We start from the raw sequence: 25,050 nt of genomic DNA, 5'->3' as shown, positions 1-25,050 counted from the left end.
GCTCAGGCCTCCGTCAGTTCGCGCAGCACCGCCTGCAGCGTGCGCCGCAGCAGCGGGATCTTGAAGGCGTTGCCGCCCTGCGGTTCGGCCTCCGCGACCAGGCGGGCGGCGGCTTCGGCGAAAAGATCGACCGAGGGCGCCTCGCCCTCCAGCAGCGCCTCCACCTCCGGATTGCGCCAGGGCATGTGGCCAACGCCGCCGAAGGCAAGCGCCGGGCGAACGATCCGCCCGTCCTCGACGTCGAGGACACCTGCGACCGACACCAGCGCAAATGCATAGGAGGCCCGGTCGCGCACTTTGCGGTATGTCTGCCGGGCGCCGGCAGGAGCCGGCAGCAGCACTGCGGTGATCAGATCGCCCGGCACGAGAACGGTCTCGATGTGCGGCGTATCGCCCGGCAGCCGGTAGAAATCACCCAGAGGCAGCATCCGGGTCACGCCGTCCTGCGACTGGATCTCGACGCGGGCGTCGAGCGCGCGCAACGCCACCGCCATGTCGCTCGGATGGGTGGCGATGCAATGCTCGCTCGCGCCGAACAACGCGTGCAGCCGGGTGATGCCGCCGATCGCCTGGCAGCCGCTGCCGGGCTCGCGCTTGTTGCAGGGCATTGCGGTGTCGTAGTAGTAATAGCAGCGCGTGCGCTGCAGCAGGTTGCCGCCGGTGGTGGCCTTGTTGCGCAGCTGGCCGCTGGCGCCGGCGAGCAGCGCCTCGGCGAGCATCGGATAGGCGTCGCGCACGCGGCGGTCGGCGGCGAGGTCGCTGTTGCGCACCAGCGCGCCGATGCGCAAGCCTCCGCCCTCGGCCTCGTCGATGTCGCCGAGGTCGAGCCGGTTGATGTCGACCAATGCCTGCGGTGCCATCACCTCCAGCTTCATGAGGTCGAGCAGGTTGGTGCCGCCGGCGATGATGGTCGCGCCGTCGCCCGCGAGGCGCATGGCGTCGGCGGCGCTCTCGGCGCGGGTGAATTCGAAGGGTCTCATGCGCGCCCCCTGCCCGCGATCTCCATGATCGCGTCGACGATGTTGGGATAGGCCGAGCAGCGGCACAGATTGCCGCTCATGCGCTCCGACACTTCCTCGACCGTGAGCGCTGGCGCACTGGCGACGTCGGCCGTGACGTGGCTCGGCCAGCCGGCCTGAAGTTCCTCGAGCATCGCGGTCGCCGAGCAGATCTGCCCCGGGGTGCAGAACCCACACTGGAAACCGTCATGGCGCACGAAGGCCTCCTGCAGCGCCGACAGCGTCTCCGGCGTGCCGAGTCCCTCGATCGTGACCACCTCGTCGCCGTCATGCATGCAGGCCAGCGACAGGCAGGAATTGATCCGCCTCCCGCCGGCGATCACCGTGCAGGCGCCGCACTGGCCATGGTCGCAGCCCTTCTTGGTGCCTGTGAGCTTCAAATGGTGGCGGAGGGCGTCGAGGAGGGTGGTGCGCGGGTCGGCCTCGATGGTTCGGGACTGACCGTTGACCGTCAGGTCGGTTCTCATGCGGGCGTTCCTTGCGCGGGGGCTGGGTTCGGCGAGCGCGAAGCGCGTCTGGCCGGTAATCCAGCGGGCGAAGGATTGTTCCGTTTGGCATCCGTCGCCCGATCCGCACCATCTGCGGCGTGCAGAGCCTGCCTGAGACGTCCGCTCCTCAGCGGCGGGCGCCGTCCAGCCTCGCCAGCAGAGCCGTCTTCGTCTTCCTGTCGACGAAGGCGGCTTCGACCGCGGTGCGGGTGACCGCCGCCAGAGCCTTGTCGTCGAGGCCGAAATGGGCGCGTGCCTCGTCGTATTCGCGTTTCAGCGTTGTCCAGAAATAGGGGGGATCGTCCGAGTTGAGCGTGACCTTGCAGCCGGCGGCGCGGAGCTTCGGGAAGGGGTGCTCGGCGAAGCTCGGAAACACCTTCAGCGCCACATTGGAACAGGGACAACATTCCAGCACGACCCCTTCGGCCGCGATGCGGGCGACGAGGTCGGAGTTCTCGATGGCGTGCACGCCATGGCCGATGCGCGAGGGCCTGAAATGGTCGAGCGCGGACTGGACGCTTTCCCACCCGGCGAGTTCGCCGGCATGGACGGTGATGCCCAACCCCGCCTCGCGGGCGATCTCGAAGGCGCGGACATAGTCCTCCGGGTCACCGAAACGCTCCTCGCCCGCCATACCGAAGCCGGTGACCAGCGGCTCGCCGCATCGCGCCGCGAAGCGGGCCGCCGCCTCGACGGATTCGACGCCGAAGTGACGCACCCCTGTGACGATCATGCGGCTCTCGATGCCGGTCTTGGCCTTGGCCCGGCGCATGCCCTCGGCGAGGCCCGCTGTATAGGCGGCGGGGGAAAGGCCCGAACGCTCGGCATGGTCGGGCGAGGTGAAGAACTCCGAATAGACGCAGCCGTCGCGGGCGAGGCTGGAGAGGTAGGTCTCGGCAAGCAGGGCATAGTCGCGCTCGGTGCGGAACAGCGAGGCAGCCCCGTCATAGGCAGCGAGAAAGCTGGTGAAGTCGTTCCAGACGAACTGGCCGTCGCGGATGAAACCCGAGACGTCTGCGCCATACTTTGCCGCCTGGCTGATCACGAGGTCGGGCGAGGCGGCGCCCTCGATGTGGCAGTGGATTTCGGCCTTCAGGACCATATGTCTATCCCCGAATCGCTCGTCCCGGCGCGGCGGTTCACCACGTTCCTGAAGAATAGCGCCCGTCCGCGCCATCGGCTATGGTCCGGCCGCGCAATTGGATCGAGAAATGCCCGAGCACAGAACGACCGCCCAAGGCGGCATGGAACAGTCTTTCGGCTTCCGCACGGTGGACGCCGGCACGAAACAGCCGCTGGTGGACGAGGTGTTTCACAAGGTGGCCAAACGCTACGACCTGATGAACGACATCATGTCGGCCGGCATGCACCGGGTGTGGAAGGATGCGATGGTAGCCGCGCTGAACCCACGGAAGCGGGCCGGCTGGACCTCGCTCGACGTGGCCGGCGGCACCGGCGACATCGCCTTCCGGATCGTCGAAGCGTCCGGGCGCGCCGCCCACGTCACCGTGCTCGACATCAATGGCTCGATGCTTCAGGTGGGACAGGAACGGGCGGAGAAGCGCGGGCTCATCGACAATCTCGACTTCGTTGAGGCCAATGCCGAGGCGCTGCCCTTCGAGGAAGAGCGCTTCGACGCCTACACCATCGCCTTCGGCATCCGCAACGTGCCGCGAATCGACGTCGCGCTGGCCGAGGCGTATCGCGTGTTGAAACCCGGTGGGCGCTTCCTGTGCCTGGAATTCTCCGAGGTAGAGATGCCGCTGCTCGATCGTGCCTACGAGGCCTGGTCGTTCAATGCCATACCGGCCATCGGCAAGATGGTGGCCGGTGACGGCGAACCCTATCGCTATCTGGTGGAATCGATCGCCAAGTTCCCAAGGCAGGCCGACTTCGCGGCCATGATCGAGCGCGCCGGCTTCGAGCGGGTGACGTTCCGCAACTTCACCGGCGGGATCGCAGCACTGCATTCCGGCTGGAAGCTGTGAGGGCGCAACGCCGATGAGCACTCCGGCCGCCTACTTCCGGCTCGTCAGGGCCGGCTGGATCATGGTTCGCGAAGGCGTCGTGGCCGCCCTGCCCGGCGACCAGCTCTCGGGCCTGCCGAAGCTCGGCTGGCGCGTCGGCACGGCGCTGGCACGCCGCCGAGCGGCCGGGCGCGACCGCTCGGAGCGCTTCGCCAAGGCAGCGACCCGGCTCGGCCCCTCCTACGTCAAGCTCGGCCAGTTCCTGGCGACGCGCCCCGACGTGGTCGGCACGGAGGTGGCGCTCGATCTCGCCAACCTGCAGGACCGGATGGAGACGTTTCCCCGGTCGGAGGCGGTGGCGGCGATCGTCGGCTCGCTCGGGCGGCCGCTCGATGACCTCTACGAGAGCCTGGGCGAACCCGTGGCGGCGGCCTCGATCGCGCAGGTGCACCCCGCGACGTTGCCAGGATCCGGCAAGCCCGTGGCGGTGAAGGTAATCCGACCTGGGGTGCGGCGACGCTTCCTCAACGATCTCGACAGCTACTTCGCGGCCGCGCACCTGCAGGAGCGCTTCATCCCGTCGACGCGCCGGCTGCGCCCCGTGCAGGTGACGGAGACGCTGGCGCAGACGACCAAGATCGAGATGGACCTGCGGCTGGAGGCGGCAGCACTGTCGGAGATCGGCGAGAACACGCGCGACGACCCCGGTTTTCGGGTACCTTCCGTCGACTGGGAGCGCACCGGCCGCGACGTCCTGACGCTGGAGTGGATCGACGGCGTGAAGATGTCGAACATCCCCGGCCTGCGCGAGGCCGGGCACGACCTGCCGGCGCTGGCCGCAAACCTGATCCAGAACTTCCTGCGCCACACGCTGCGCGACGGCTTCTTCCATGGCGACATGCATCCCGGCAACCTGTTCGTGGAAGCGAACGGGACGATCGTGGCCGTCGACTTCGGCATCACGGGCCGGCTCGGCAAGAAGGAGCGGCGGTTTCTCGCCGAGATTCTCTACGGCTTCATCACGCGCGACTATCGCCGCGTCGCCGAGGTGCATTTCGAAGCTGGCTACGTCCCGGCGAAGCACGACGTGGCGGCCTTCGCGCAGGCCATCCGCGCGATCGGCGAACCGATCCACGGCCAGCCGGCCGAGACGATCTCGATGGCCAAGCTGCTGACGCTGCTGTTCGAGGTGACCGAACTCTTCGACATGGCGGCAAGGCCGGAGCTGGTGCTCCTGCAGAAGACCATGGTGGTGGTCGAAGGCGTGGCGCGGGCTCTCGATCCGCATTTCAACATGTGGAAGGCGGCCGAGCCGGTCGTCGGCTCCTGGATCGCCGCCAATCTCGGGCCGCGCGGCATTCTGACGGACGCGAAGGACGGCGTGAATGCGCTGGTCTCGCTCGCCCGTCAGGCGCCCGAACTCGCCGCGCGCACCGAACGCCTGTCGCGCGAGATCGACGCCATGGCCGAGCACGGGCTGCGCTTCGACGCCGAGACCGCCAAGGCAATCGGAAAGGCAGAGGCGCGCTACAGCCGGTCTGGCCGCGTGGCCCTCTGGATCATCGCATTGGCGCTGGTGTGGATCGCGATGGAGCTGAGTTGATTGCAACGACAGCAATGCTGTCATTGCAATCCGAGCGGTTTCGAGCCATCTCTTGCATAGACAGGAGACGTCGGATGGCCACGGTAACGGTAAGGAAACTCGATGACGAGGTCATCCGCGACCTGCGGCTCAGCGCGGCCGAGCGAGGTGTCTCCATGGAGCAGGAAGCACGCGACCGTTTGAAGCGCCCGCTCCCCCGCCAGGTGCCGGACAGGCCCGAGGACGCCGGCAAGCCTAAATGGCATCTGAAGGCGTCGATCGAGGAAATACTCGCGCTCGGCCGCAAGCCGAAGGAGCCGATTGATCACAAAGCCGAATCCGACGCGCTCTACGATTACCTGGACGAGCAATGATCGTCGTCGACACCTCCGCGCTGATCGCGATCCTTCGAGAAGAGAAAGACTCCGCAAAGCTCGCTGAAGCTCTGGGCAAAGCCGACAGGAGATTTATCAGTGCCGGCACGATGCTCGAAGCCGGGCTCGTCACTGTCCACAGGGAGGAAGAGCATTCTCGGCTGATGCAACTCGTCAAGCGCGCCCAACTGGAGATCGTCGCGATCGGCGAAGCCGAAATCGAAGCCGGAATACTGGCTGCCCGCCGGTTTGGCCGTGGCAGCAAGCACCCCGCCAAACTCAACTTCGGCGACTGTTTCGCCTACGCGCTGGCCAGGACACGGAACCTGCCCCTGCTTTTCAAGGGCGACGATTTCATCCATACCGACATCGAACCGGCACTGACGCCGGGATGACCGCGCGCATGACCCTTTCCGACAAACGCATCCTGCTGATCATCGGCGGCGGCATTGCCGCCTACAAGTGCCTCGACCTGATCCGCCGGCTGCGCGAGCGCGGCGCGAAGGTGCGCTGCGTGATGACGGCTGCGGCGCAGGAATTCGTCACGCCGCTGGCCGTCGGCGCGCTCTCCGCCGACCACGTCTTCACCGAACTCTTCGACCGGCAGGACGAACACGACGTCGGCCACATCCGCCTGTCGCGCGAGGCCGACCTGATCGTGGTGGCGCCGGCCACCGCCGACCTGATGGCGAAGATGGCCCATGGCCATGCCAGCGACCTCGCCTCGACGGTGCACATAGCGACTGACAAGCCCGTGCTGATCGCACCGGCGATGAACCCGCGCATGTGGAACCATCCCGCCACAATCCGCAATCGGGCGATTCTCGTCGCCGACGGCATAGCCTTCGTCGGGCCCGGTCGGGGCGAGATGGCCGAGACTGGCGAGGCGGGCGAAGGGCGCATGGCCGAACCGCTGGAGATCGTCGCTGCAGTGGAGCGCCTTCTCGACGCTTCGCCGAAGCCTCTCGCCGGTCGCCGCATCGTCGTCACGTCCGGTCCCACGCACGAGCCGATCGACCCCGTGCGCTACATCGCCAACCGCTCATCGGGCAAGCAGGGCCACGCGATCGCCGCGGCGCTCGCGGCGCTGGGCGCCGAGGTGACGCTCGTGTCGGGGCCGGTGACGATTGCCGATCCGCACGGCGTCCGGACGGTGCGGGTGGAGACCGCGCGGCAGATGCTGGCCGCGGTGGAGGCGGAGTTGCCTGCCGATGCCGGGATTTTCGTGGCGGCGGTGGCTGACTGGCGCACCGAAGGCGAGGCCGGCGAGAAGATCAAGAAGGTGGCGGGCGTGGGTCCTCCCGCGCTTCAAATGGTCGAGAACCCCGACATCCTGGCCACGATCGGCCACTCGCGGCACCGGCCTTCGCTCGTCATCGGCTTCGCGGCGGAGACTCAAAATCTCGCCGACAATGCGCGCGCCAAGCTGGACAGGAAGGGTGCCGACCTGATCGTGGCCAACGACGTCTCGCACGGGTCGGGCATCGGCCCGGCGGGCGTGATGGGCGGCGACCGCAACCGGGTGGGAATCGTGTCGCGCGATGGTGTCGAGGATTGGCCGGAAATGTCGAAGGCCGAGGTGGCCGAGCGGCTGGCTTCGCTTGTCGCGGCACGGCTGACGGCCGGCTGAGCCCGCTTGCACGAAGAAACCGTCATGTTCAGCAACGCTTTCCCGGCCGCGCCGGTCATCGAGACCGAGCGCCTCTTCCTGCGACCGCACCGGCCGGAGGATCATGACGCCTATGCGCGGCTGTGGGCCGATCCCGCTACAGTCCGCTTCATCGGCGGCCGTCCGTTCGGACGCTCCGAATGCTGGAGCCGAATCCTGCGTCAGATCGGTCACTGGCAGGTGCAGGGCTTCGGCTTCTGGATGCTGGAGGACAAGGCTAGCGGCGTTCCGGCCGGCGAAGCCGGCTTCCACGACCTCCGCCGCGACATCGTGCCGGCCTTCGACGGTGTGCCGGAAGCCGGCTGGGTGCTGGCACCCGCCTTTCACGGCCGGGGCCTAGCCAGCGAAGCGGTGAAGGCGATCCACGCCTGGGGCGACCGCCATCTCGCCGCGGACCGCAGCGTCTGCATCATCGAGCCGGAAAACCACGCCTCGCTGCGCATCGCGCAGGCCCTCGGCTATGGAGCGCCGATAGAGACGGTCCATGCCGGCACGCCAGTCCTGCTGCTGACGCGGCCGGCGCCGGGTTGAGACTCGGCAGAGAAGCCCACCGTTCACCCGCAAGGATCGTCGCGGTCAGGCGCCGGGCTGCCTGGTCTTGCGCAGGTAGGGCAGGATGGTGTCGAAGGAGCCAAACCGCTTCACCGCATCCTCGTTCGAGACGGCGGCGGTGATGATGACGTCGTCGCCCAGCTTCCAGTCCGCCGGCGTGGCGACCTGGTGCTTCGCGGTCAGCTGGATGGAGTCGATGGCGCGCAGGATTTCCGCGAAGTTGCGGCCGGTGGTCATCGGGTAGCTCAGCGTCAGCTTGATCTTCTTGTCGGGTCCGATGACGAAGACGGAGCGGACGGTCTGGTTGTCGGCGGGCGTGCGGCCTTCCGAACTGTCGCCAGCCGAGGCCGGCAGCATGTCGTAGAGCTTGGCCACCTCAAGGTTCTTGTCTGCGATCAGCGGGTAGTCGACGGCGTGACCCGTGGCGATCCTGATGTCTTCCTTCCACTTGTGGTGGCTTTCGACGGGATCGACCGAGATGCCGATGATCCTGACGTTGCGTTTCGCGAACTCCGGCGCATAGCCCGCCATCGTGCCGAGTTCCGTGGTGCAGACCGGCGTGAAGTCCTTCGGGTGCGAAAACATGACGGCCCAGCCGTCACCAATCCAGTCGTGGAAGCGGATAGCGCCCTGCGTGGTCTCGGCCGTGAAATCCGGCGCGACGTCGTTGATGCGAAGGCTCATGCTGCGTCTCCCTGTACTTTTCCGGCCGGTCGCGCGGCCGCTTGCGTCAGGGAGACATCATAGCCTCTTTTATACAACTTTCGAGACAGGCATGGGCGCATTTCGCCGCGGCGCGGAACGGAAGCGCGCTTCAGGCTTCGCTGTTGGAAAACCGTTCCGGTCAGCAGGGCCTCGGCCGCACTCACCAGCCGAACTGGAAGATCGCGCCGGTACCACCATTGCCGTTCTGAGTGACGTGGCCACTGGTGTTGCGGCCGAACTGGAAGAGGCCGTAGCTGTTGCCGTTGCCGTTCTGCACGAGGCTGCCTTCGTGGCCTCTGCCCTCCTGATGAACGACGCCGAGGTTGCCGGAGCCGTTCTGCGCCAGGCCCGCGCTGTTGTCGACGCCCTTCTGCATGATGCCGCCGTTCCTGATGCCGTTGTAGAGGGAATAGATGCCGAGGCCAGCACGCATGGCCTTTTTCTGCTTGGCATTGGCCGGTGCGACGGAAATCGAGACTGTGCCACCTGCCGAGGCCGACGTGGTCATGCCGGCGCTGCCGATGGACAGGAAGACGAGGCAGGCCATCAGGGCTTTCACTGTCTTGGTCATGGTTTTTTCTCCCAGGTTGGCGGTTGGAACGTCAGGCCGGCGAACCTCGTCCGCAGATGCCTGCGGACGAGATCTCTCCGCAATCGGCGCAGGGGGCGTCAGGTGGCGCCGATGCGCCGCTCGCAGCGCCAGGTCTTGCCAGCCACCCTGAGGACGAGGGTGGCGTCGTAGGTGGCGCCGGCACCGCCCATCACCACTCGGCCGACCTCCGCCGGCTGCCTAGGATCAACGGAGAAATCGCCGCCTTGCGAGATCTCGGTGCTGCCGGACCGGCCGGAGCCGCGGACACGGAACGTGTACTCGCCGTCGAGCGCCTTGGCGGCAAAATAGAGGCCGATGATGCTGACGCCGGCGCCATGCTTTTCCGCCGAGATCTCGCAACGATTCGGGTCCGGCGACGGGCCGGCCGTAGCCACTGCCGCCGCAGCACCGATCAGGAGCGTCGCAGCGGCGAAGACGAAGGGCGTGCTGACACGGGACATGGACATTCTCCTCGAAACACGGGCGGGGCCGGGGGCTGTGGGTTTCCCCGGCCTGCGGAGTTGGAGGTCCAGCCCGGTCAGTTGCAGGTCTGTACGAAGGCAGCGACGTTGCCGCGGCCGGCCTGCGTGACGTTGGCGTCGCAGCCGTTGCCGACTTGGACACCGGCAGCGATGTTGCGGTTGCCGTCCTGCGACAGGATCGCGGTGTGGTTGGAGCCGAACTGGCCGATGCCGGCGGCATTGTCGCGGCCATGCTGCCAGGTGTCGGCAAAATTGTTCGAACCTTCCTGGCCGATGGCGGCCTGGTTGCGGCGGCCCGTCTGGTTGGCGACGGCCTGGTTCCATCTGCCCGTCTGGTAGACACCGATCCGGTTGGACTTGCCGGTCTGCGCGCCCCCCGCGGTGTGGCCGAGCCCCCACTGCTGGATCTTGACCTGGTTGGCCATGGCCGGGGCGGAGACGATACCGAACGATGCGGCGACGATGGCGGTGGCGACGATCTTGCGGAACATGGGGGGCTTCCTCTCTTGGATCCGGCGGCTGGGGGGCCGCGTGCTGACGGTTCCTGTTGTAGGAAGACGGACCGGAACCGAGACTGAACCGCGCGTTCAGCCGGCATTCAGGACGAGAAAGCCGAACCCAATGGCGATTCCGGACTTCTAAGAGCCGGCCCGCCTCGTGCTATAGGACGAGTGACAGGCCGGCGTCGCGAACCCGGCGACGACGCAGGAGGGACGATGCCCAACCACATGTTCGACGCGATCCGCGCGGCCGCAGGCGCGGGCGAACGCTGCTTCATCGAGACGCTCGTCGGCCGGCGCTGGACCTATGCCGAGATGCTGGAGCTCTCGGGCCGTCTTGCGCGGCGTCTGGTCGATCGCGGCGTGGTGCCGGGCGACCGTGTGGCCGTCCAGGTGGAGAAGAGCGCGGAAGCGCTGATGCTCTACCTCGGCTGCCTGCGCGCGGGCGCCGTCTACCTGCCGCTCAACACCGCCTACACGCTGGCCGAACTCGACTACTTCGTCGGTGACGCCGAGCCGCGGCTTCTGGTGGTGCCGCCGTCTCGCGCCGAGGCGGCCCGGTCCGTCGCCGAACGGCATGGGGCGCAGGTCGAGACTCTGGACGAGACGGGCGGCGGAAGTCTGATGGACGGGCTTGCGGCGCTTTCACCGGATTTCGACGACGTGACGCGCGGCGCGGATGACCTCGCGGCCATCCTCTATACGTCCGGCACAACCGGGCGCTCGAAGGGCGCCATGCTGACGCACGACAACCTGCTCTCCAATGCGCTGACGCTGGTGGATTTCTGGCGGTTCACGGCCACCGACCGGCTGATCCACGCGCTGCCGATCTTCCACACGCATGGCCTTTTCGTCGCGTCGAACGTGGTGCTGCTCTCGGGCGGATCGATGGTGTTCCTGTCGAAGTTCGACCCCGAGGCGATCCTTCGCCTGATGCCCGCCTGCACGACGATGATGGGCGTGCCGACTTTCTACACCCGGCTCCTGCAGCACCCCGGACTGACGCGCGAGGCGGCGGCCGGCATGCGGCTGTTCACATCCGGCTCGGCGCCGCTGCTGGCAGAGACGCACCGCCAGTTCCGCGAGCGGACGGGGCACGCGATTCTCGAACGCTACGGCATGACCGAGACCAACATGAACACGTCGAACCCCTATGACGGCGACCGGATCGCCGGCACGGTGGGGCCGGCCCTTCCCGGCGTCGATGTCCGCATCGTCGACCCGGAGAGCGGCGCGCCGCTGCCCGCGGGCGAAACCGGCATGATCGAGGTGCGCGGGCCGAACGTGTTCTCCGGCTACTGGCGGATGCCGGAGAAGACCGCGTCGGAGTTCAGGCCAGACGGCTTCTTCATCACGGGCGACCTCGGACTGATCGACGAGAGCGGCTACGTGCAGATCGTCGGGCGCGGCAAGGACCTCGTCATTTCGGGCGGGTTCAACATTTATCCGAAGGAGGTCGAGACCGAAATCGACCAGTTGCCGGGCGTCGTGGAGAGCGCGGTGATCGGCATCGCCCATCCCGACTTCGGTGAAGGCGTGACCGCCGTGGTGGTGGGCGAACGGGGTGCAACCATCGACGAGGCGGCCGTCATGGCAGGATTGCAAGACCGGCTCGCCCGTTTCAAGCAGCCCAAGCGGGTGATCTTTGTCGACGAATTGCCGCGCAACACGATGGGCAAGGTCCAGAAGAACGTCCTGCGTGACAACTACAAGGGGCTTTACGGCTGAAAACGGCCGGATCGGCGGCGGCCGCCCCGCTCAACGACAGGACAGATCACGACATGCTCGCGCCACCCACCACCTATCGCTGCATCGAATGTGGCCGTTCATCGTCCGATCCGCTCTTCCGCTTCCACTACGGGCGAGTGGAGAACGGGCCTGCCTACTACTGCGACCGAGGCGCGCTGTGCACGCCGGAATGTTCGCTGGCGCATACGAAACGGCGGATGGCAGAAGGTACGCGGCCGGTGAAGCCGACCGAATGGCCGTGACGGCTCAGCCGGCTCTCTCGCGCTCGATCTCGCGCCAGCCGATGTCGCGGCGGCAGAAGCCCTCCGGCCAGTCGATGCGATCGACGGCGGCATAGGCCCGAGCCTGCGCTTCGGCGACGGTGTTTCCGGTGGCCGTTACGTTGAGGACGCGGCCGCCGTTCGCGACGAGGCGACCCTTCTCCTCGGCCGTTCCGGCCTGGAATATCTCGACGCCATCGGCGACGGCAGCGGCGAGACCCGAGATGACGCTGCCCTTCTCCGGCGTCGCTGGATAGCCCGTCGCCGCCATGACCACTGTCAGCGCCGCCTCGTCGCGCCAGCGCACGGAGACGTGGCCAAGCTGGCCATCTGCCGCCGCCTTGAGAAGGACGAGCAGGTCATCTTTCAGGCGCATCATCAGCACCTGGCACTCGGGATCGCCGAAGCGGACATTGTATTCGATCAGCTGCGGCCCGTCCTTCGTCAGCATCAGGCCGGCGAAAAGCACACCGGAGAAGGGCGTGCCGGCCTCGGCCATGCCGCGCATGGTTGGCTCGATGATCTCGCGCATGGTGCGTTCGACGAGAGCGGGCGTCATCACCGTAGCCGGCGAATAGGCGCCCATGCCGCCGGTGTTGGGGCCTTTATCGCCGTCGCCGACACGCTTGTGGTCCTGAGCGGTACCGAAAGGCAGCGCCACCGTGCCGTCGCAGAGGCAGAAGAAGCTCGCCTCCTCGCCTTCCAGAAAGGCTTCGACGACGACCTCGGCACCGGCGCCGCCGAAGGCGCCCTCGAAGCAGGCATCGACGGCATCCAGCGCCTCGTCCAGCGTCATGGCGACGGTGACGCCTTTGCCTGCAGCAAGCCCGTCGGCCTTGACGACCACCGGCGCTCCGACCTGCCGGATGTAGGCCTTGGCCTTCGGCGCGTTGTTGAAGCGCCCATAGGCGGCGGTGGGGATACACATGCGGGTGCAGAGATCCTTGGTGAAGCCCTTCGAGCCTTCCAGTTGCGCTGCCCGGGCCGACGGGCCGAAGACGGCGATGCCGGCGGCGCGCAGATCGTCGGCGAGGCCCGCGACCAGCGGCGCCTCCGGCCCGACAACGACCAAGTCGACGGTATTGTCGACACAGAAGCCGACGACCGCGGCGTGGTCGGCAACATCGATCGGCACACAGGTCGCCTCGCGGGCAATCCCGGGATTGCCGGGAGCCGCCCACAGCTTCGTCAGCATCGGCGACGCGGCGAGCTTCCACGCCAGCGCGTGCTCGCGGCCGCCCGAGCCGATCAACAGAACCCGCATGACTCGCATCCTTCCGTCGCCGCGTTCCAGGCGGTTCGCCTAGGCCGTGGCGGCGGACGGGTCAAGGTGCCGGGCGACCGCGAGCAGGCGCCAAGGCTCGAACGCGCTCCGCGCCGGCATCTAGCGAGGGGCGCGCTTGGCCAGGATGCGCTGCAGCGTGCGGCGGTGCATGTTCAGGCGGCGCGCCGTCTCGGAGACGTTGCGCTCGCACATCTCGTAGACGCGCTGGATATGTTCCCAGCGGACGCGGTCGGCAGACATCGGATTTTCCGGCGGTTCGATCCGGTCGGCCCGGGTGCGGGTCAGCGCCGAGTAGATGTCGTCGGCGTCGGCCGGCTTGGCGAGGTAGTCGATCGCGCCGAGCTTCACCGCAGTCACCGCAGTGGCGATGTTGCCGTAGCCGGTGAGGATGATGGCGCGGCAGTCCTCGCGCTTTTCACGGATGGCCGACACGACGTCGAGACCGTTGCCGTCGCCCAGCCGCATGTCCACGACCGCATAGGCCGGTGCGGCGGACCTGGCCTTGGCCAGCGCTTCCTCCACGCTCTCGGCGGTGTCGACGATGAACCCTCGCGTTTCCATGGCTCGCGCCAGGCGGGTGAGGAAGGGCTTGTCGTCATCGACGATCAGCAGCGTGCGATCGTCTCCGAGAGCGTCGTGCGGGTCTGTGTCCATCTTTTTTCTTCTTTCGGGCGAATTGTGACCCTTATGTATTCAAAAAGTCGGGCATGTCCATTCGACCTGCGTCATCCCGCCGCTTCCAGAACCCCGCTCTGGCGCAAAAACACATCGCGCGGCCATGTCACGACCACCTGTGCACCTTGCCCCGGCGCTCCGGCATTGCGGAACGATACGTCGGCGCCGGACCGTTCCAGCAGCGTCTTGGCAATGAAGAGGCCAAGCCCAAGGCCACCTCCGCTCGATTGGCCGGACCCCCGCGTCGTCATGTAGGGCTCGCCGATCCGGTCCATGACCTCGGGGGGAAAGCCGGGGCCATCGTCGGTCACGCCGATGGTGACCTCCTCGGCATCCCAGCTCCAGCGGACGGAGACCCTGTCTCGCGCGAAGTCGACTGCATTCTCGACAAGATTGCCAAGGCCGTAGATGACGCCCGGATTTCGCTGGCCTACCGGCTCCGGTCCCGCGGCCGTTCCCGGCTCGAGGCTGATCTCGACGCCGAAATCGCGGTGCGGCGCGATCACGTCCTCGATCAGCGAAGTGAGCGGCAACCGCGCGAAGTGCTCCTCGCTCTGCGAGGAGAGGCTGGTCAGGCGCTTCAGGATCTCCTTGCAGCGCTCGCTCTGCGAGCGGAGCAGCACCAGATCGTCCTTGAGCTTGGGATCGTCGCCGATCGCGCGCTGCATCTCCTTGGCGACGAGGGCGATGGTGGCGAGCGGAGTGCCCAGTTCGTGGGCAGCGGCTGCCGCCAGGCCGTCGAGCGCGGAGAGATGCTGCTCGCGCTGAAGGACGAGCTCCGTCGCGGTCAGCGCGGCGGCAAGCTGGCGCGCCTCTTCTGCCACCCGCCAGACATAGACGGCCGTGAAGGCCATGGTGGAGACCACCGCCATCCAGATTCCGGCAACGTACAGGAAGGGCATCGCCAGGCCGGCGTCGTCGAACCACGGCAGCGGAAAATGATGAAGCGCCAGGATGGTCGCGGCAACGGTGACCAGAAGCCCGAGGACGGCGGTGAACTGCAAGGGCAGCGCGGTCGCAGAGATCACCACAGGAACGGCCATGAGAATCGCAAAGGGATTGGTGAGACCGCCGGTCAGATAGAGCAGTCCCGCCATCTGGATGGAGTCGACGACCAGGATCGCCAGCGCCGCAGGAGGCTGGAGGCGATGGGTAGCGGGATAGCGGAAGGCGAGATAGAGGTTGATCCAGGCCGAGCAGGCGATGAGGGCGAAGCAGAGGCCGACCGGAGTGGCGAAATCGAACCAGTAGTCGACGACGACGATCGCCGCACTCTGACCCACGATCGCCAGCCAGCGCAGGCGGATCAGCGTGTTGAGCCGGAGTTGTCGGCTTTCCTGGTAGTCGAGGATGCGGAGATCTTTCTGCATGGCCGAGCCATAGCCCCTTTCGAGACCGCTTTGAAGGAGCACGTCGCCGGTCAGGTCCCGCGCGGCTTGGCGCGTGCAGTCGCCTGCGCCTCCAGCGGGTTTTCCGGCCAGACATGCCGCGGATAGCGCCCGCGCATGTCGGAGCGGACGTCGGCCCAGGATCCGCGCCAGAAGCCCGGCAGGTCGCGCGTGGTCTGGACGGGCCGGTGGGCGGGCGAAAGAAGTTCCAGTGTCAGCGGCACCGTGCCGCCGGCGATCGCCGGATGCCGGGCGAGGCCGAAAAGCTCCTGCACACGGATCGCCAGTACCGGCTGCTCGCCCTCGTAGTCGATGGGCACGTGGCTGCCCGACGGGGCAGCGAAATGAGTCGGCGCCAGTTCGTCGATGCGGCGATGCAGATCGTAGGGCACCAGCGAGCGCAAACCGTCGAGCAGCTCCTGCTCGGGCAGGGACGCCAGTGATGCATCGCCGCGCAGGAAGGGCGCCAGCCAATCATCGAGGGTGGCAGCCAGCGCATCGTCCGACACGTCCGGCCATGGCTCGCCGAGGCCGGTGCGCAGCCAGGCGAGCCGGCGGCGCAGGATCGATGAGGCCTTGCCCCAGGGCAGGATGCCGACGCCATTCTGGCGCAGGGCTTCGAGGATCGCCCGGTCGGCCGCCTCGCCGCGCGGCGCCGGCAGCGCGCGCTCCGACAGCGTCATGGCGCCAAGCCGCGTCGTCTCGCGCGCCCGCACCGACCGGCGCTCTGCATCGAACCTGACCTGCGTCACCGCCTCGATGCGATGCGCCAGCTTCGCCCGTATCTCGTCTTCCGTAACCGGTGCAGCCGAGACGATCCGCGGGTTCTGCGCCTTGCCCTGGAGGTCGGCGACGACGAGGAAAGGGTTCCGCGCGAGCGGATCGGTCTCCTCGACCATGGCACCGCGGCCATTGGCGAGCACGAAACGGCCGGGCGCGCCGCGCGCCTTGGCGACGCGATCGGGCCAGGCGTCGATGAGCAGCGAGCCGGCCGACTCGGGTTCGATGACGACCCGGCTCCGGTCGGTCCTCGCTTGCGATGCAGCGGTTGCGGCAAGACGCCTCGCCAGCCCGCGCGCGGCGTCGGCGCGAACGCCGCGCTCGTTGCGGAAGCGAGACAGCCGGGCTTCGAGATCGGCACTGGTGCCGCCAAGCCCGCGCTCGGTCATCAGCACCGCGAGTTCGGCGGCGGCGTTCTCGTTTCCGGTCAGCGCGGCGCGGGCGACCATGTGGGCAAAGCGCACGGGGAGGGCGAGGCGGCGCATCGCCTCTCCGTCCGCCGTGAGGCGCCCGTCGGGTCCCGTGGCGCCAAGGTCGGCAAGCAGCGCGCGCGCCTCCGACAGCGCCGGCGCGGGCGGCGGGTCGAGGAAGGCGAGTGTCGAGGGATCGGCGACACCGAACGCGGCGCAGTCGAGCAGCAGGCCGGAGAGATCGGCCTCGAGGATTTCCGGCGGGGAGAAGGCGGGCAGCGCGGCGGTCTGCTCGGCGCGCCAGAGGCGGATCGCGACGCCCGGTTCGGTCCGGCCCGCACGGCCGGCGCGCTGGTCGGCCGCGGCGCGGGAGACGCGCACCGTCTCCAGCCGGGTCAACCCGGTCGCCGGCTCGTAGCGCGGCTGGCGCGACAGACCCGAGTCGATCACCACCCGTACGCCGTCGATGGTGATCGAGGTTTCGGCGATCGAGGTGGCGAGCACCACCTTGCGGCGGCCGGGCGCGGGCGGCCTTATCGCAGCGTCCTGTGCCTTGCCGTCCATGGCGCCGTAGAGCGGGATGATCTCGACATTGGCGGCGACCGCGGCTTCCAGCCTCTCTGCGGTCCGCTCGATCTCGCGCTGGCCCGGGAGGAAGGCGAGTACGCTGCCGGGTTCGGATGCGAGCGCCGATCGGATCGCGCGCGCCATGGCGTCCTCGATTGAGGTTTCGGCCGCGCGTTCGGCGTGTCGGATCTCGATCGGCAAGCCGCGGCCGGCGCTCTCGATCACGGGCGCGTCGCCCAGAAGGCGCGAGACGCGGGCGCCATCCAGCGTGGCCGACATGACGAGGAGGCGCAGATCCGGCCGCAGCGCACCTTGAACGTCGAGCGCCAGCGCGAGGCCGAAATCGCCGTCCAGCGAGCGCTCGTGGAACTCGTCGAACAGGATCGCGGCTATGCCCGGCAGTTCGGGATCGTCGAGGATCATGCGGGCGAGCACGCCCTCGGTGACCACCAGGATGCGCGTTTTCGGCGAGGTGCTGTTGTCCATCCGCATGGCGTAGCCGACGGTTGCGCCGACCTCTTCGCCAAGAAGCGAGGCCATGCGGCGCGCCGCCGCGCGGGCGGCGAGGCGACGCGGTTCGAGCAGGAGGATCGTGCCGTCGCCGCGCCACCGCTCCTCCATGAGCGCCATCGGAACCAGCGTCGTCTTGCCAGCGCCGGGAGGCGCGACGAGCACGGCGGATCTGCCTGTCGACAGCGCTTCCAGAAGTGCCGGCAGGGCTTCCGTGACCGGAAGCGGTGGCAACGTGGGCCGGGTCATCCGCCGATCCGCAGGATCGGCCCGCCGGCGGCCTCGGCATCGGCCTCGTCATGGGTGACGAGGATGACCGGCAGGCCGCTGTCACGGGCCTTTGAGAAAACCAGCTGCCGCATCTGGAGGCGCAGGTCGGCGTCGAGCTTGGAAAAGGGCTCGTCGAGCAACAGCGCGCGCGGTGACGAGACGAGCACGCGGGCGAGCGCGACGCGGGCCTTCTGGCCGCCCGACAGCGTGTCGGGATCGCGCGCGCCCATGCCGGCGAGATCGACGCCGGCCAGCGCCTCCTCCGCGAGGGCCTCGCGCGCGGCGCGGCCCTTCAGCGACTGCGGGATCGCGAACAGGAGATTGCCGGCGACGCTCATGTGCGGAAACAGCAGCGGATCCTGAAACAGGATGCCGACATGACGCTCCTGCGGCGGCAGCGCGGTCAGGTCGAGGTCGTCCGCGAGCACCCGGCCGCAGGCGGTGAAGGCCTTGTCCAGGAAACCGCCGACATAGGCCAGCAGCGTGGACTTGCCAGACCCGGACGGTCCCATGATGGTCAGCACCTCGCCCGGCGCAACTGCGTGGCTGATGGCGATCAGCGCGCGCGTGCCGAGCGCGATCCTCACGCCGTCCAGTCTCAGCCCCTGATGGTCCATGGCCCTTCCGTCACACCCGCATGGCGCGGAAGCGCCGGAATAACAGCGCCGGGACGAGGGTTGCAACGGCAAAGCCCGCGAGCGGTAAAAGCATCTGCAGGAAGGCGTAGACGCCGATCACGCGGCGGTTCCCGCCCGAGGCGAGCGCGACTGCCTCGGTGGTGATGGTAGTAAGGCGGCCAGCGCCGATCAGGACCGTCGGCAGATAGAGCCCGACCGAGACGGCGAAGCCGACCGCACAGGCAGTGAGCACCGGGCGTGCCAGCATCGGCAGCCGGACACGCCAGAGGGTCTCCAGCCGCGACTTGCCGAGGCCGGCGGCGATCGCCTCAAAGCGGCGGTCGAAGGCGCGCCAGGGATCGGACAGCGACAGGAAGACATAGGGCATGACGAAGACGAGATGGACGAAGACCAGCGCCCAGAGGCTGGCGCCGAAGCCGCCGAGCAGGAACAGAAGGTGCAGACCGAAGAGAAAGGCAGCCTGCGGCACGATGAGCGGCAGGTAGATCAATGCCGCCGCACGCCGGCCCCGCGCTCCGGTTTCGTCCTCGCGCATGAGGCAGAGCAGCGTCAGCGCCAGAGCGACCGCCGTCGAGAGCAAGCCGGCGGCAAGTGTCGTGGCGAGCGGCTCCACCACGCGCGGTGCCGTGGCGACCCAGGTCTTGAGCGAGATGCTTCTCGGCAGCGTCTCCGGAAACTGCCACAGGCCGGCCACCGACCAGAGGGCGAGTCCCGCGAGCCCGGCGAAGACGGCGAGCGCGGAGGCGAGCATCATCCCCAAGGCGAGCCAGCGCAGGACGGCATCGTGGCGCAGGCGCCTGCCTTGCATGCAAAAGCCCCGCAGGACGGCGGCGCCGAACCTCTCCAGAGCGAGCCAGATGAGGATGGCGGCCGCGGTGACGGCGAGCTGAAGCAGGGCGCCTGCCGAGGCGAGGAAGCGCATCGAAAGCTCCGGGTCGTTCATCCAGCCGATCAGCCGCACGGCGAGCGTCGGCGGCGTGGAGGGACCGAGGATGACGGCGACGTCGACCACCGAGGAGGCAAAGGCGATGACGGCAAAGACCGGAAGGCGGATCTGCCGGTAGACCAGGGGCCACAGGCAATAGAGAAAGCCGGCGATGCGGCCGTAGCCGAGCGACGCCGCGAGCTGGCGCGTGCGGTCCAGTGGCACTTGCGGCAGGGCTGCGAGCGTCACCAGGAGAAGGAAGGGGATTTCCTTCACCACCAGTCCGGCGATCAGCGACAGCCCCATCGGATCGTTGACGATCAGAAGGTCGGGCGGGCGCTGCCAGCCGGTGAGTTCGGGCGAGGCGAGGCGTGCGACGAGCCCGCTCGGCGCGATGAGGAAGGCGAAGCCGAAGGCAGCCGCCGCATGCGGGACGGACAGGAGCGGCGAGATCAGATGCTGGATCCGCGAGAAGGCCGACGTGCCGGCCCAGGCCGCGACGAAGAGCATGACGACGCAAAGAGACAGTGCCGCGGAGGCGAGTCCGGCCCGGAGGCTGAGCAGCGCCGAGCCGCCGATGCCGGGCGCGGCGGCGAGCTGGCGCAGCGGATCGAGCGAGAAGGTCTCGCCGCCCAAGGCGGGCAGATAGCCGACGGCCGGCAGGATCGTGCCCGCCAGGCCCGCCAGGATCGGCCCCGACAGGAGCAGGATGGCGGCCGGCGGCCCGAATCGGGTGAGCACGGCTCTCTACCCGGCCGAGAGACCGCAGCAGGGCATCAGTTCGCGACGCCGTAGCGACGCTTCCACTCGCCTTCGAGGCGATCCATCCAGGACGGGTGCGGCTCGTCGATTGCCGGGCCGAGCTGATCCGGCTTCAGCGTCGCGACGCCGAGATCGAGTGCCTCGAAGCGGGCGCGGTCGTTCGGTTCCAGCTTGTCCATGGCAAGGACGGTCGGGTCGCCCCAGACTTTCGGATCCTGTTTGCGGGCCTGTGCCTCCGGCGAGATCAGGAAGTTGGCCGTTACCAGCGCCCCGGCGGCCGACGCGGCATTGTAGGGAATCGCGACGAAATGGGTGTTCGCCAGCGTGCCGCCCGGGAAGGTGAAGGATCGCACCGTGTCTGGCAGTTCACCGTTGGCGATGGCGCTGGAGGCCTCCGAGGGGTTGAAGGCGAAGATGATGTCGAGTTCGTTATCGGCGAGCAACTGCTTCATTGCCGGGTAGTTCGCGGGATAGGCACGGCCGGACCGCCACATCGCCGGGTGCAGTTTGTCGAGATAGGCGAAGAGCGGTGCGACCGTCGCATCGAAACGCGCCTCGTCGACAGGCGCGAGGAGAACGGACCGGTCCTCGACCAGTTCGGATAGCACCTGCTTCAGGAAGGACGAGCCGATGAAGTCCGGCGGCTGGGGATAGGAGAAGCGGCCGGGATTGGCCTCAGCCCATTCGAGCAGCGAACGCGCGTCGGTCGGAAGCACAGCGACTTCCGAGCGCGCGCTGTCGTGGAAGAAGACGAGCTTGGCCATGCCCCAGGGGCTTTCGAGACCCTCGACCGGAATGGTGAAATCGGTGCGGATGGTCGGCTTGTTGTCGACGTCGACATAGGCCCAGTTCGGAAGGTCCTCGGCCCAACCGGGCGACAGCAGCAGGCCCTGGCGTTTCATCGACGCGAAGTTCTCGCCATTGATCCAGATGAGGTCCACCGAGCCCCCCGCGTTCTTGCCCGCCGCCTTTTCGGCCACGACCTTGGCGACTGCGTTGGCGGTGTCGTCGAGCTTCACGTGGACGAGCGAGATGCCATGGCGCGCCTTCAATTCTGCTCCCGCCCACTCGATGTAGGCGTTGATGTTCTCCGATCCGCCCCAGGCGTTCCAGTAGACGGTCTCGCCGCGTGCATCCGCCAGCACCGCGTCCCAGTCCTTCGGATCCGGATCGGCCACCGCACCGAGCGTCATTGCCGCAAACGCGAATGCGGACAGGGCGAGTTTCTTCATCGAGCTCTCCATCGCGACAGGGCGTGTCGGCAAAGGATTGAGCATGGGCGACCAAAGTCGGTCAACCGAACGCGCCGACACAATCGCCTCACTTAGCCGTGAGACTTCCGTGACGCGCGGAATCATGCGAGGCATCGCGGGGTCTTCTGCCATGAGGGCGGCGGTTGCAGAATGCGCGGAGGGAAACGAGAGGGATGGCAAAGGCGGGCGAAACGTTCTTCCGGCCGCTCTGGCGCCGCGTGGCGATCGTGGCCGTCAGCGCCGGCTGGGCGGTCCTCGAATGGACCTATGGCGACGAAACCTGGACGATGATCGCGGCGGCGGTCACGGCCTATGGTGCCTGGAGCCTGCTTTACTCCTACAAGGCGCCGTCCGACGAGGACGGCACAAACGGCTGACCGAGCCTATTCCGCGACCGCCAGTTCGACGCGGTCGGCAGCGAAGCGCGTCTCCGAAAACTGGATCGGCCGCCCTTCCGTATCGACGTTCACCGCCACGGCGACCAGCACGATCGCCCCCGGCGCCAGCCGGAGCGCGGCGAGATCGACCGCATCGGCGTGGCGCGCGGAGACGATGGTCGACTGCCGGAAGTAATCCTCGACCCCATGACGCCGATAGGCGAGCGTCACCGAGCCCGTTTCGGCGATAGCCTCGGCAATTCCCTCGAAGCGCGCGGCGTCGAACCAGCTCGTCGCCCGCGACACCGGCCGGCCGTCGGCCTCGCTCATCGTTTCCACGCGCAGTACCGGCGCATCGGCATCGAGGCCCAGCGCTGCCGCCACGCGCGGCTCGGCCGCCTCGTGCGCATGGTCGAGCAGGTGGCCGCGGCGCTCCTGCGCCTGGTCGCGCAGGCCCTCGGAGAAGCGCGTGCGCCTGGCGATGGGGTAGGAGAGCCGCTTGCGCTTCTCGACGAAGGTGCCGCGACCCTGCTCGGCCCGCAGCACGCCTTCCTGCACCAGCGCCGCGATGGCGCCTCGCACGGTGTGACGGTTCACGCCGAAACGCTCGGCGAGCGCCGTTTCGGGCGGCAGCCGTCCTCCCTCGCCGAAGTGGCCGGCACCGATGCCCTGGCGAATCTGGTCGGCGATCTGGCGCCACAGGGCGACGCCGGTCCTGCGGTCCATGCCCGTCGCAGCCTTGGCGCTCATGCCGTTTCTCCTGTCACGCGCCCGTCATGGACAAGGCATATGAAAACGTATAGTTCGTATAGTTGTCTATATCAATAGACGAATTGAACGAGAAAGCGGAGACCCGCAGGCATGGCCAGCGCCCCGAGGGATCGCATGCGCGATCAAGACGAGAACGCCCGACGCAAGGCGGCAATGGCGGCGCTTGCTGCCGCCCCTGCCGACGATCTCCTGACGCTTTGGCAGGACGCCGGATTTATTGTCGAGGCCAGGCCGCTGCGCGGCCCGGAGACCGGGCTGGTGACGTTGCGCGGGCGGATGGGCGGCGGCGGCGCTCCCTTCAATTTCGGCGAGGCGACCGTGACGCGCGCCACGGTGAAGCTCGCCTCGGGTGAGATCGGCCACGCCTATGCCCTCGGCCGCGACCGCGAGAAGGCGAGGATCTCCGCCACGATCGACGCGCTGTGGCAGCGGGCCGAGACGCGCGCAGCGGTGGAGGAGCGGATCATCGCCCCGCTCGCCGCCAGGGCTTCGCAGGCCGATGCGCAAAGCCGCGCCGAGACGGCTGCGACGCGGGTCGACTTCTTCACCATGGTGCGCGGGGAGGATTGACATGGGCGGTTTCCTGACGAGCACTCCGATCGAGGGCGGTTTCCAGAACCCGCCCATGGCTGCGCAGGCTGTGTTTCGCGCGGTGATGACCGCGATGGCGCGTCCAGGCACGGTTCAGGCCGTGGCATCGCTCGCACAACCGCCCGCCCCGCTGACGCCGACAGCTGCGGCCGTGGCGTTGATGCTCTGCGACCACGACACTCCGCTGTGGCTCGACCCGCGGCTCGATACGTCGACCGACGTGCGCGGCTGGCTCGGCTTCCACTGCGGCGCGCCGCTGACGACCATCCCGGCCGACGCGCATTTCGCACTGGTCTCGAGCCCAGGGGAACTGATCGCACTCGAGAACTTCGCTCAAGGGTCGCAGGAATATCCCGACCGCTCGACGACGCTGATCCTGCAGGTAGACACGCTGACCAAGGGCCGTGCGCTGCACCTCGAGGGGCCCGGGATCGAGACGAGCGCGACGCTCGCGCCATTCCCTCTGCCACGCCATTTCGCAGCGCAGTGGCAGCAGAACCGGGCGCGCTTTCCGCGCGGCGTCGACCTGATCCTCACTGCGCCCGGTGCGATCGCCTGCCTGCCGCGCACGACACGCATCTTCGAAACGGAGGCCTGAGCCCATGTATGTAGCCGTGAAGGGCGGCGAGGCCGCCATCGACAATGCGCATCGCCTGCTCGCCGACCGTCGCCGGGGCGACCGCGACGTTCCGGCTCTCGGCCTCGCCCAGATCGTCGAGCAGCTGGCGCTCGCCGTGGACCGGGTAATGGCGGAAGGCTCGCTCTACGACCGGGAACTGGCCGCGCTCGCCATCCGGCAGGCGCGCGGCGACCTGATCGAGGCGATCTTCCTCACCCGCGCCTATCGGACGACCCTGCCGCGCTTCGGCTATTCGCGTCCGGTGGACACCGCGGCGATGCAGGTGGAGCGGCGTGTCTCGGCCACCTACAAGGATCTGCCCGGGGGACAGTTGCTTGGGCCGACCTTCGATTACACGCACCGTCTGCTCGACCCGGAGCTTGCCGGCGACGCAATCGTCGAGGCGCCAGCTGTGCGTCCGGAGGCGCCCGAACCTATGCCGCGCGTGACCGAAATCCTCGCGCAGGAGGGCCTGATCGAGCCGGACGGCGCGGCGCCCACCGGCACCGAGCCAGGCGACATAACGCGTCAGCCGGCCGAATATCCGATGGAGCGCGACGTGCGCCTTCAGGCGCTGTCGCGCGGCGACGAAGGGTTTCTGCTGGCGCTCGCGTATTCGACGCAGCGCGGTTATGGCCGCTCGCATCCTTTCGTCGGCGAGATTCGCATCGGCGAGGTCGAGATCGAGCTCGAGGTTCCCGAACTACCCTTCCCGGTTCCGCTCGGCCGCATCCGCGTGACCGAGTGCCAGATGGTCAACCAGTTCAAGGGATCGATGAAGGCGCCGCCGCAATTCACCCGCGGCTACGGGCTGGTCATGGGGCAATCGGAGCGCAAGGCGATGGCGATGTCGCTGTGCGACCGGGCGCTGCGGGCTGGCGAGTTTGGCGAGGACCTCGTCGCGCCGGCGCAGGACCAGGAGTTCGTGATCGCCCACTCCGACAACGTGCAGGCGACCGGCTTCGTCGAACACCTCAAGCTGCCGCACTATGTCGACTTCCAGGCCGAACTCGACCTCGTCCGGCGCATGCGCGGCGAGTTCGAGGAACGGCAGGGGGCTACTTCCGCGCGAAAGGAAGCCGCCGAATGAGCTCAGTCCTCAATCCTCACCCTGGCCTCGCGGCGTTCCGTCCAGCCATCGCCCTCGTGCCTGCCGAAGGGGCTGATACAGGAATGATCCCAGTTGCGCGCGCTGGCGCGACCGAGCGCGAAAAGCACTGCGACCGCCGACACGCAGCCCATGGCCAACATGGCCGACTTCAGCGGCAGCATGTCCGTCAAGATATCCAT

General features: G+C 67.9%; 27 protein-coding genes and 1 pseudogene. 12 read left to right on the top strand and 16 right to left on the bottom strand.

Annotated features, from left to right (window positions below; genetic code table 11):
* Positions 1–2: 2 nt before the first annotated feature.
* The 3 genes and pseudogenes from N1F91_RS06555 to N1F91_RS06545 all read right to left on the bottom strand — a co-directional run bounded on the left by N1F91_RS06555 (position 3) and on the right by N1F91_RS06545 (position 2,609).
* The gene (locus tag N1F91_RS06555; protein ID WP_289990951.1) at positions 3–980 is read right to left on the bottom strand and encodes a xanthine dehydrogenase family protein subunit M; all 978 of its coding nucleotides are present in this window, start codon (positions 978–980) and stop codon (positions 3–5) included.
* Positions 977–1,471: pseudogene (locus N1F91_RS06550) on the bottom strand (2Fe-2S iron-sulfur cluster-binding protein); the annotation flags it as partial. The gene N1F91_RS06555 and the pseudogene N1F91_RS06550, both read right to left, overlap by 4 nt.
* 163 nt (positions 1,472–1,634) lie before the next feature.
* Positions 1,635–2,609 carry an adenosine deaminase gene (locus N1F91_RS06545; RefSeq protein ID WP_289990950.1) on the bottom strand — a complete coding sequence of 325 codons (975 nt, stop codon included), beginning with the start codon at positions 2,607–2,609 and terminating at the stop codon, positions 1,635–1,637.
* A 109-nt stretch (positions 2,610–2,718) separates the two neighbouring features.
* Between N1F91_RS06545 and ubiE the strand changes: the two genes are divergently transcribed.
* The 6 genes from ubiE (at position 2,719) to N1F91_RS06515 (ending at position 7,630) form a co-directional block, all read left to right on the top strand.
* Positions 2,719–3,495: a bifunctional demethylmenaquinone methyltransferase/2-methoxy-6-polyprenyl-1,4-benzoquinol methylase UbiE gene (ubiE, locus tag N1F91_RS06540; RefSeq protein WP_289990949.1), complete on the top strand. Its 777-nt coding sequence runs from the start codon at positions 2,719–2,721 to the stop codon at positions 3,493–3,495.
* Positions 3,496–3,508: 13 nt separating this feature from the next.
* Positions 3,509–5,077 carry a 2-polyprenylphenol 6-hydroxylase gene (ubiB, locus tag N1F91_RS06535; protein WP_289990948.1) on the top strand — a complete coding sequence of 523 codons (1,569 nt, stop codon included), beginning with the start codon at positions 3,509–3,511 and terminating at the stop codon, positions 5,075–5,077.
* Positions 5,078–5,151: 74 nt separating this feature from the next.
* Positions 5,152–5,430 (top strand): hypothetical protein, encoded by a 279-nt coding sequence (locus tag N1F91_RS06530; protein WP_289990947.1) that lies wholly within the window; start codon positions 5,152–5,154, stop codon positions 5,428–5,430.
* The gene (locus tag N1F91_RS06525) at positions 5,427–5,825 is read left to right on the top strand and encodes a type II toxin-antitoxin system VapC family toxin (RefSeq protein ID WP_289990946.1); all 399 of its coding nucleotides are present in this window, start codon (positions 5,427–5,429) and stop codon (positions 5,823–5,825) included. Before N1F91_RS06530 ends, N1F91_RS06525 begins: the two co-directional genes overlap by 4 nt.
* Positions 5,826–5,833: 8 nt before the next feature.
* The gene (gene coaBC, locus N1F91_RS06520) at positions 5,834–7,060 is read left to right on the top strand and encodes a bifunctional phosphopantothenoylcysteine decarboxylase/phosphopantothenate--cysteine ligase CoaBC (RefSeq protein ID WP_289990945.1); all 1,227 of its coding nucleotides are present in this window, start codon (positions 5,834–5,836) and stop codon (positions 7,058–7,060) included.
* A gap of 24 nt (positions 7,061–7,084) precedes the next feature.
* On the top strand, positions 7,085–7,630 hold the full coding sequence (locus N1F91_RS06515; protein ID WP_289990944.1) for a GNAT family N-acetyltransferase: 546 nt from the start codon (positions 7,085–7,087) through the stop codon (positions 7,628–7,630).
* A 45-nt stretch (positions 7,631–7,675) separates the two neighbouring features.
* Here N1F91_RS06515 and N1F91_RS06510 read toward each other — a convergent pair whose 3' ends face one another.
* From N1F91_RS06510 to N1F91_RS06495, 4 genes are all read right to left on the bottom strand, one after another.
* Entirely contained in the window at positions 7,676–8,335 is a 660-nt protein-coding gene (locus tag N1F91_RS06510; RefSeq protein ID WP_289990943.1) for a peroxiredoxin, read from the bottom strand.
* Positions 8,336–8,516: 181 nt separating this feature from the next.
* The gene (locus N1F91_RS06505) at positions 8,517–8,927 is read right to left on the bottom strand and encodes a curlin (protein ID WP_289990942.1); all 411 of its coding nucleotides are present in this window, start codon (positions 8,925–8,927) and stop codon (positions 8,517–8,519) included.
* A 98-nt stretch (positions 8,928–9,025) separates the two neighbouring features.
* Complete coding sequence (csgH, locus tag N1F91_RS06500; RefSeq protein WP_289990941.1) at positions 9,026–9,409, bottom strand: curli-like amyloid fiber formation chaperone CsgH; 384 nt, start codon at positions 9,407–9,409, stop codon at positions 9,026–9,028.
* A 77-nt stretch (positions 9,410–9,486) separates the two neighbouring features.
* Positions 9,487–9,921 carry a curlin gene (locus N1F91_RS06495; RefSeq protein WP_289990940.1) on the bottom strand — a complete coding sequence of 145 codons (435 nt, stop codon included), beginning with the start codon at positions 9,919–9,921 and terminating at the stop codon, positions 9,487–9,489.
* Positions 9,922–10,146: 225 nt separating this feature from the next.
* On the opposite strand from N1F91_RS06495, the gene N1F91_RS06490 reads away from it, so the two are divergent.
* Entirely contained in the window at positions 10,147–11,658 is a 1,512-nt protein-coding gene (locus N1F91_RS06490) for a malonyl-CoA synthase (protein ID WP_289990939.1), read from the top strand.
* A 53-nt stretch (positions 11,659–11,711) separates the two neighbouring features.
* On the top strand, positions 11,712–11,921 hold the full coding sequence (locus tag N1F91_RS06485; protein ID WP_289990938.1) for a hypothetical protein: 210 nt from the start codon (positions 11,712–11,714) through the stop codon (positions 11,919–11,921).
* 4 nt (positions 11,922–11,925) lie between these two features.
* Here N1F91_RS06485 and purD read toward each other — a convergent pair whose 3' ends face one another.
* The 7 genes from purD to N1F91_RS06450 form a co-directional block, all read right to left on the bottom strand.
* Positions 11,926–13,203: a phosphoribosylamine--glycine ligase gene (gene purD, locus N1F91_RS06480; protein ID WP_289990937.1), complete on the bottom strand. Its 1,278-nt coding sequence runs from the start codon at positions 13,201–13,203 to the stop codon at positions 11,926–11,928.
* A 120-nt stretch (positions 13,204–13,323) separates the two neighbouring features.
* A complete protein-coding gene (locus N1F91_RS06475) occupies positions 13,324–13,878 on the bottom strand; it encodes an ActR/PrrA/RegA family redox response regulator transcription factor (RefSeq protein ID WP_289990936.1) in 555 nt (184 codons plus the stop codon).
* 71 nt (positions 13,879–13,949) lie between these two features.
* Positions 13,950–15,269, bottom strand: a complete 1,320-nt coding sequence (locus tag N1F91_RS06470; RefSeq protein WP_289990935.1) for an ActS/PrrB/RegB family redox-sensitive histidine kinase — start codon at positions 15,267–15,269, stop codon at positions 13,950–13,952.
* A gap of 50 nt (positions 15,270–15,319) precedes the next feature.
* Positions 15,320–17,803 carry an ATP-dependent helicase HrpB gene (hrpB, locus tag N1F91_RS06465; protein ID WP_289990934.1) on the bottom strand — a complete coding sequence of 828 codons (2,484 nt, stop codon included), beginning with the start codon at positions 17,801–17,803 and terminating at the stop codon, positions 15,320–15,322.
* Positions 17,800–18,441 (bottom strand): ATP-binding cassette domain-containing protein, encoded by a 642-nt coding sequence (locus N1F91_RS06460; protein ID WP_289990933.1) that lies wholly within the window; start codon positions 18,439–18,441, stop codon positions 17,800–17,802. The genes hrpB and N1F91_RS06460 overlap by 4 nt, the downstream gene beginning before the upstream one ends.
* A 10-nt stretch (positions 18,442–18,451) precedes the next feature.
* Entirely contained in the window at positions 18,452–20,128 is a 1,677-nt protein-coding gene (locus N1F91_RS06455) for an ABC transporter permease subunit (RefSeq protein ID WP_289990932.1), read from the bottom strand.
* Positions 20,129–20,163: 35 nt separating this feature from the next.
* Positions 20,164–21,381, bottom strand: a complete 1,218-nt coding sequence (locus tag N1F91_RS06450; protein WP_289990931.1) for an ABC transporter substrate-binding protein — start codon at positions 21,379–21,381, stop codon at positions 20,164–20,166.
* A gap of 194 nt (positions 21,382–21,575) precedes the next feature.
* On the opposite strand from N1F91_RS06450, the gene N1F91_RS06445 reads away from it, so the two are divergent.
* The gene (locus tag N1F91_RS06445) at positions 21,576–21,779 is read left to right on the top strand and encodes a hypothetical protein (protein ID WP_289990930.1); all 204 of its coding nucleotides are present in this window, start codon (positions 21,576–21,578) and stop codon (positions 21,777–21,779) included.
* 6 nt (positions 21,780–21,785) lie between these two features.
* Here N1F91_RS06445 and phnF read toward each other — a convergent pair whose 3' ends face one another.
* Positions 21,786–22,529 carry a phosphonate metabolism transcriptional regulator PhnF gene (phnF, locus tag N1F91_RS06440; RefSeq protein WP_289990929.1) on the bottom strand — a complete coding sequence of 248 codons (744 nt, stop codon included), beginning with the start codon at positions 22,527–22,529 and terminating at the stop codon, positions 21,786–21,788.
* Positions 22,530–22,664: 135 nt separating this feature from the next.
* Here phnF and phnG point away from each other — a divergent pair, with 135 nt between their 5' ends.
* From phnG to N1F91_RS06425, 3 genes are read left to right on the top strand one after another with little or no spacing between them, the layout of a single operon-like run.
* Positions 22,665–23,120: a phosphonate C-P lyase system protein PhnG gene (gene phnG, locus N1F91_RS06435; protein ID WP_289990928.1), complete on the top strand. Its 456-nt coding sequence runs from the start codon at positions 22,665–22,667 to the stop codon at positions 23,118–23,120.
* 1 nt (position 23,121) lies between these two features.
* Positions 23,122–23,739, top strand: coding sequence for a phosphonate C-P lyase system protein PhnH (gene phnH / locus N1F91_RS06430; RefSeq protein WP_289990927.1), 618 nt, complete (start codon positions 23,122–23,124; stop codon positions 23,737–23,739).
* Positions 23,740–23,743: 4 nt separating this feature from the next.
* Entirely contained in the window at positions 23,744–24,850 is a 1,107-nt protein-coding gene (locus N1F91_RS06425) for a carbon-phosphorus lyase complex subunit PhnI (protein ID WP_289990926.1), read from the top strand.
* 2 nt (positions 24,851–24,852) lie between these two features.
* On the opposite strand, the gene N1F91_RS06420 is transcribed toward N1F91_RS06425, so the two are convergent.
* On the bottom strand, positions 24,853–25,050 hold the full coding sequence (locus N1F91_RS06420; RefSeq protein ID WP_289990925.1) for a hypothetical protein: 198 nt from the start codon (positions 25,048–25,050) through the stop codon (positions 24,853–24,855).

This window comes from Aquibium sp. ELW1220, assembly GCF_030398385.1.
In the GTDB taxonomy this organism is placed as follows: Bacteria; Pseudomonadota; Alphaproteobacteria; order Rhizobiales; family Rhizobiaceae; genus Aquibium.
This window is presented reverse-complemented; position numbering and strand designations above follow the sequence as displayed.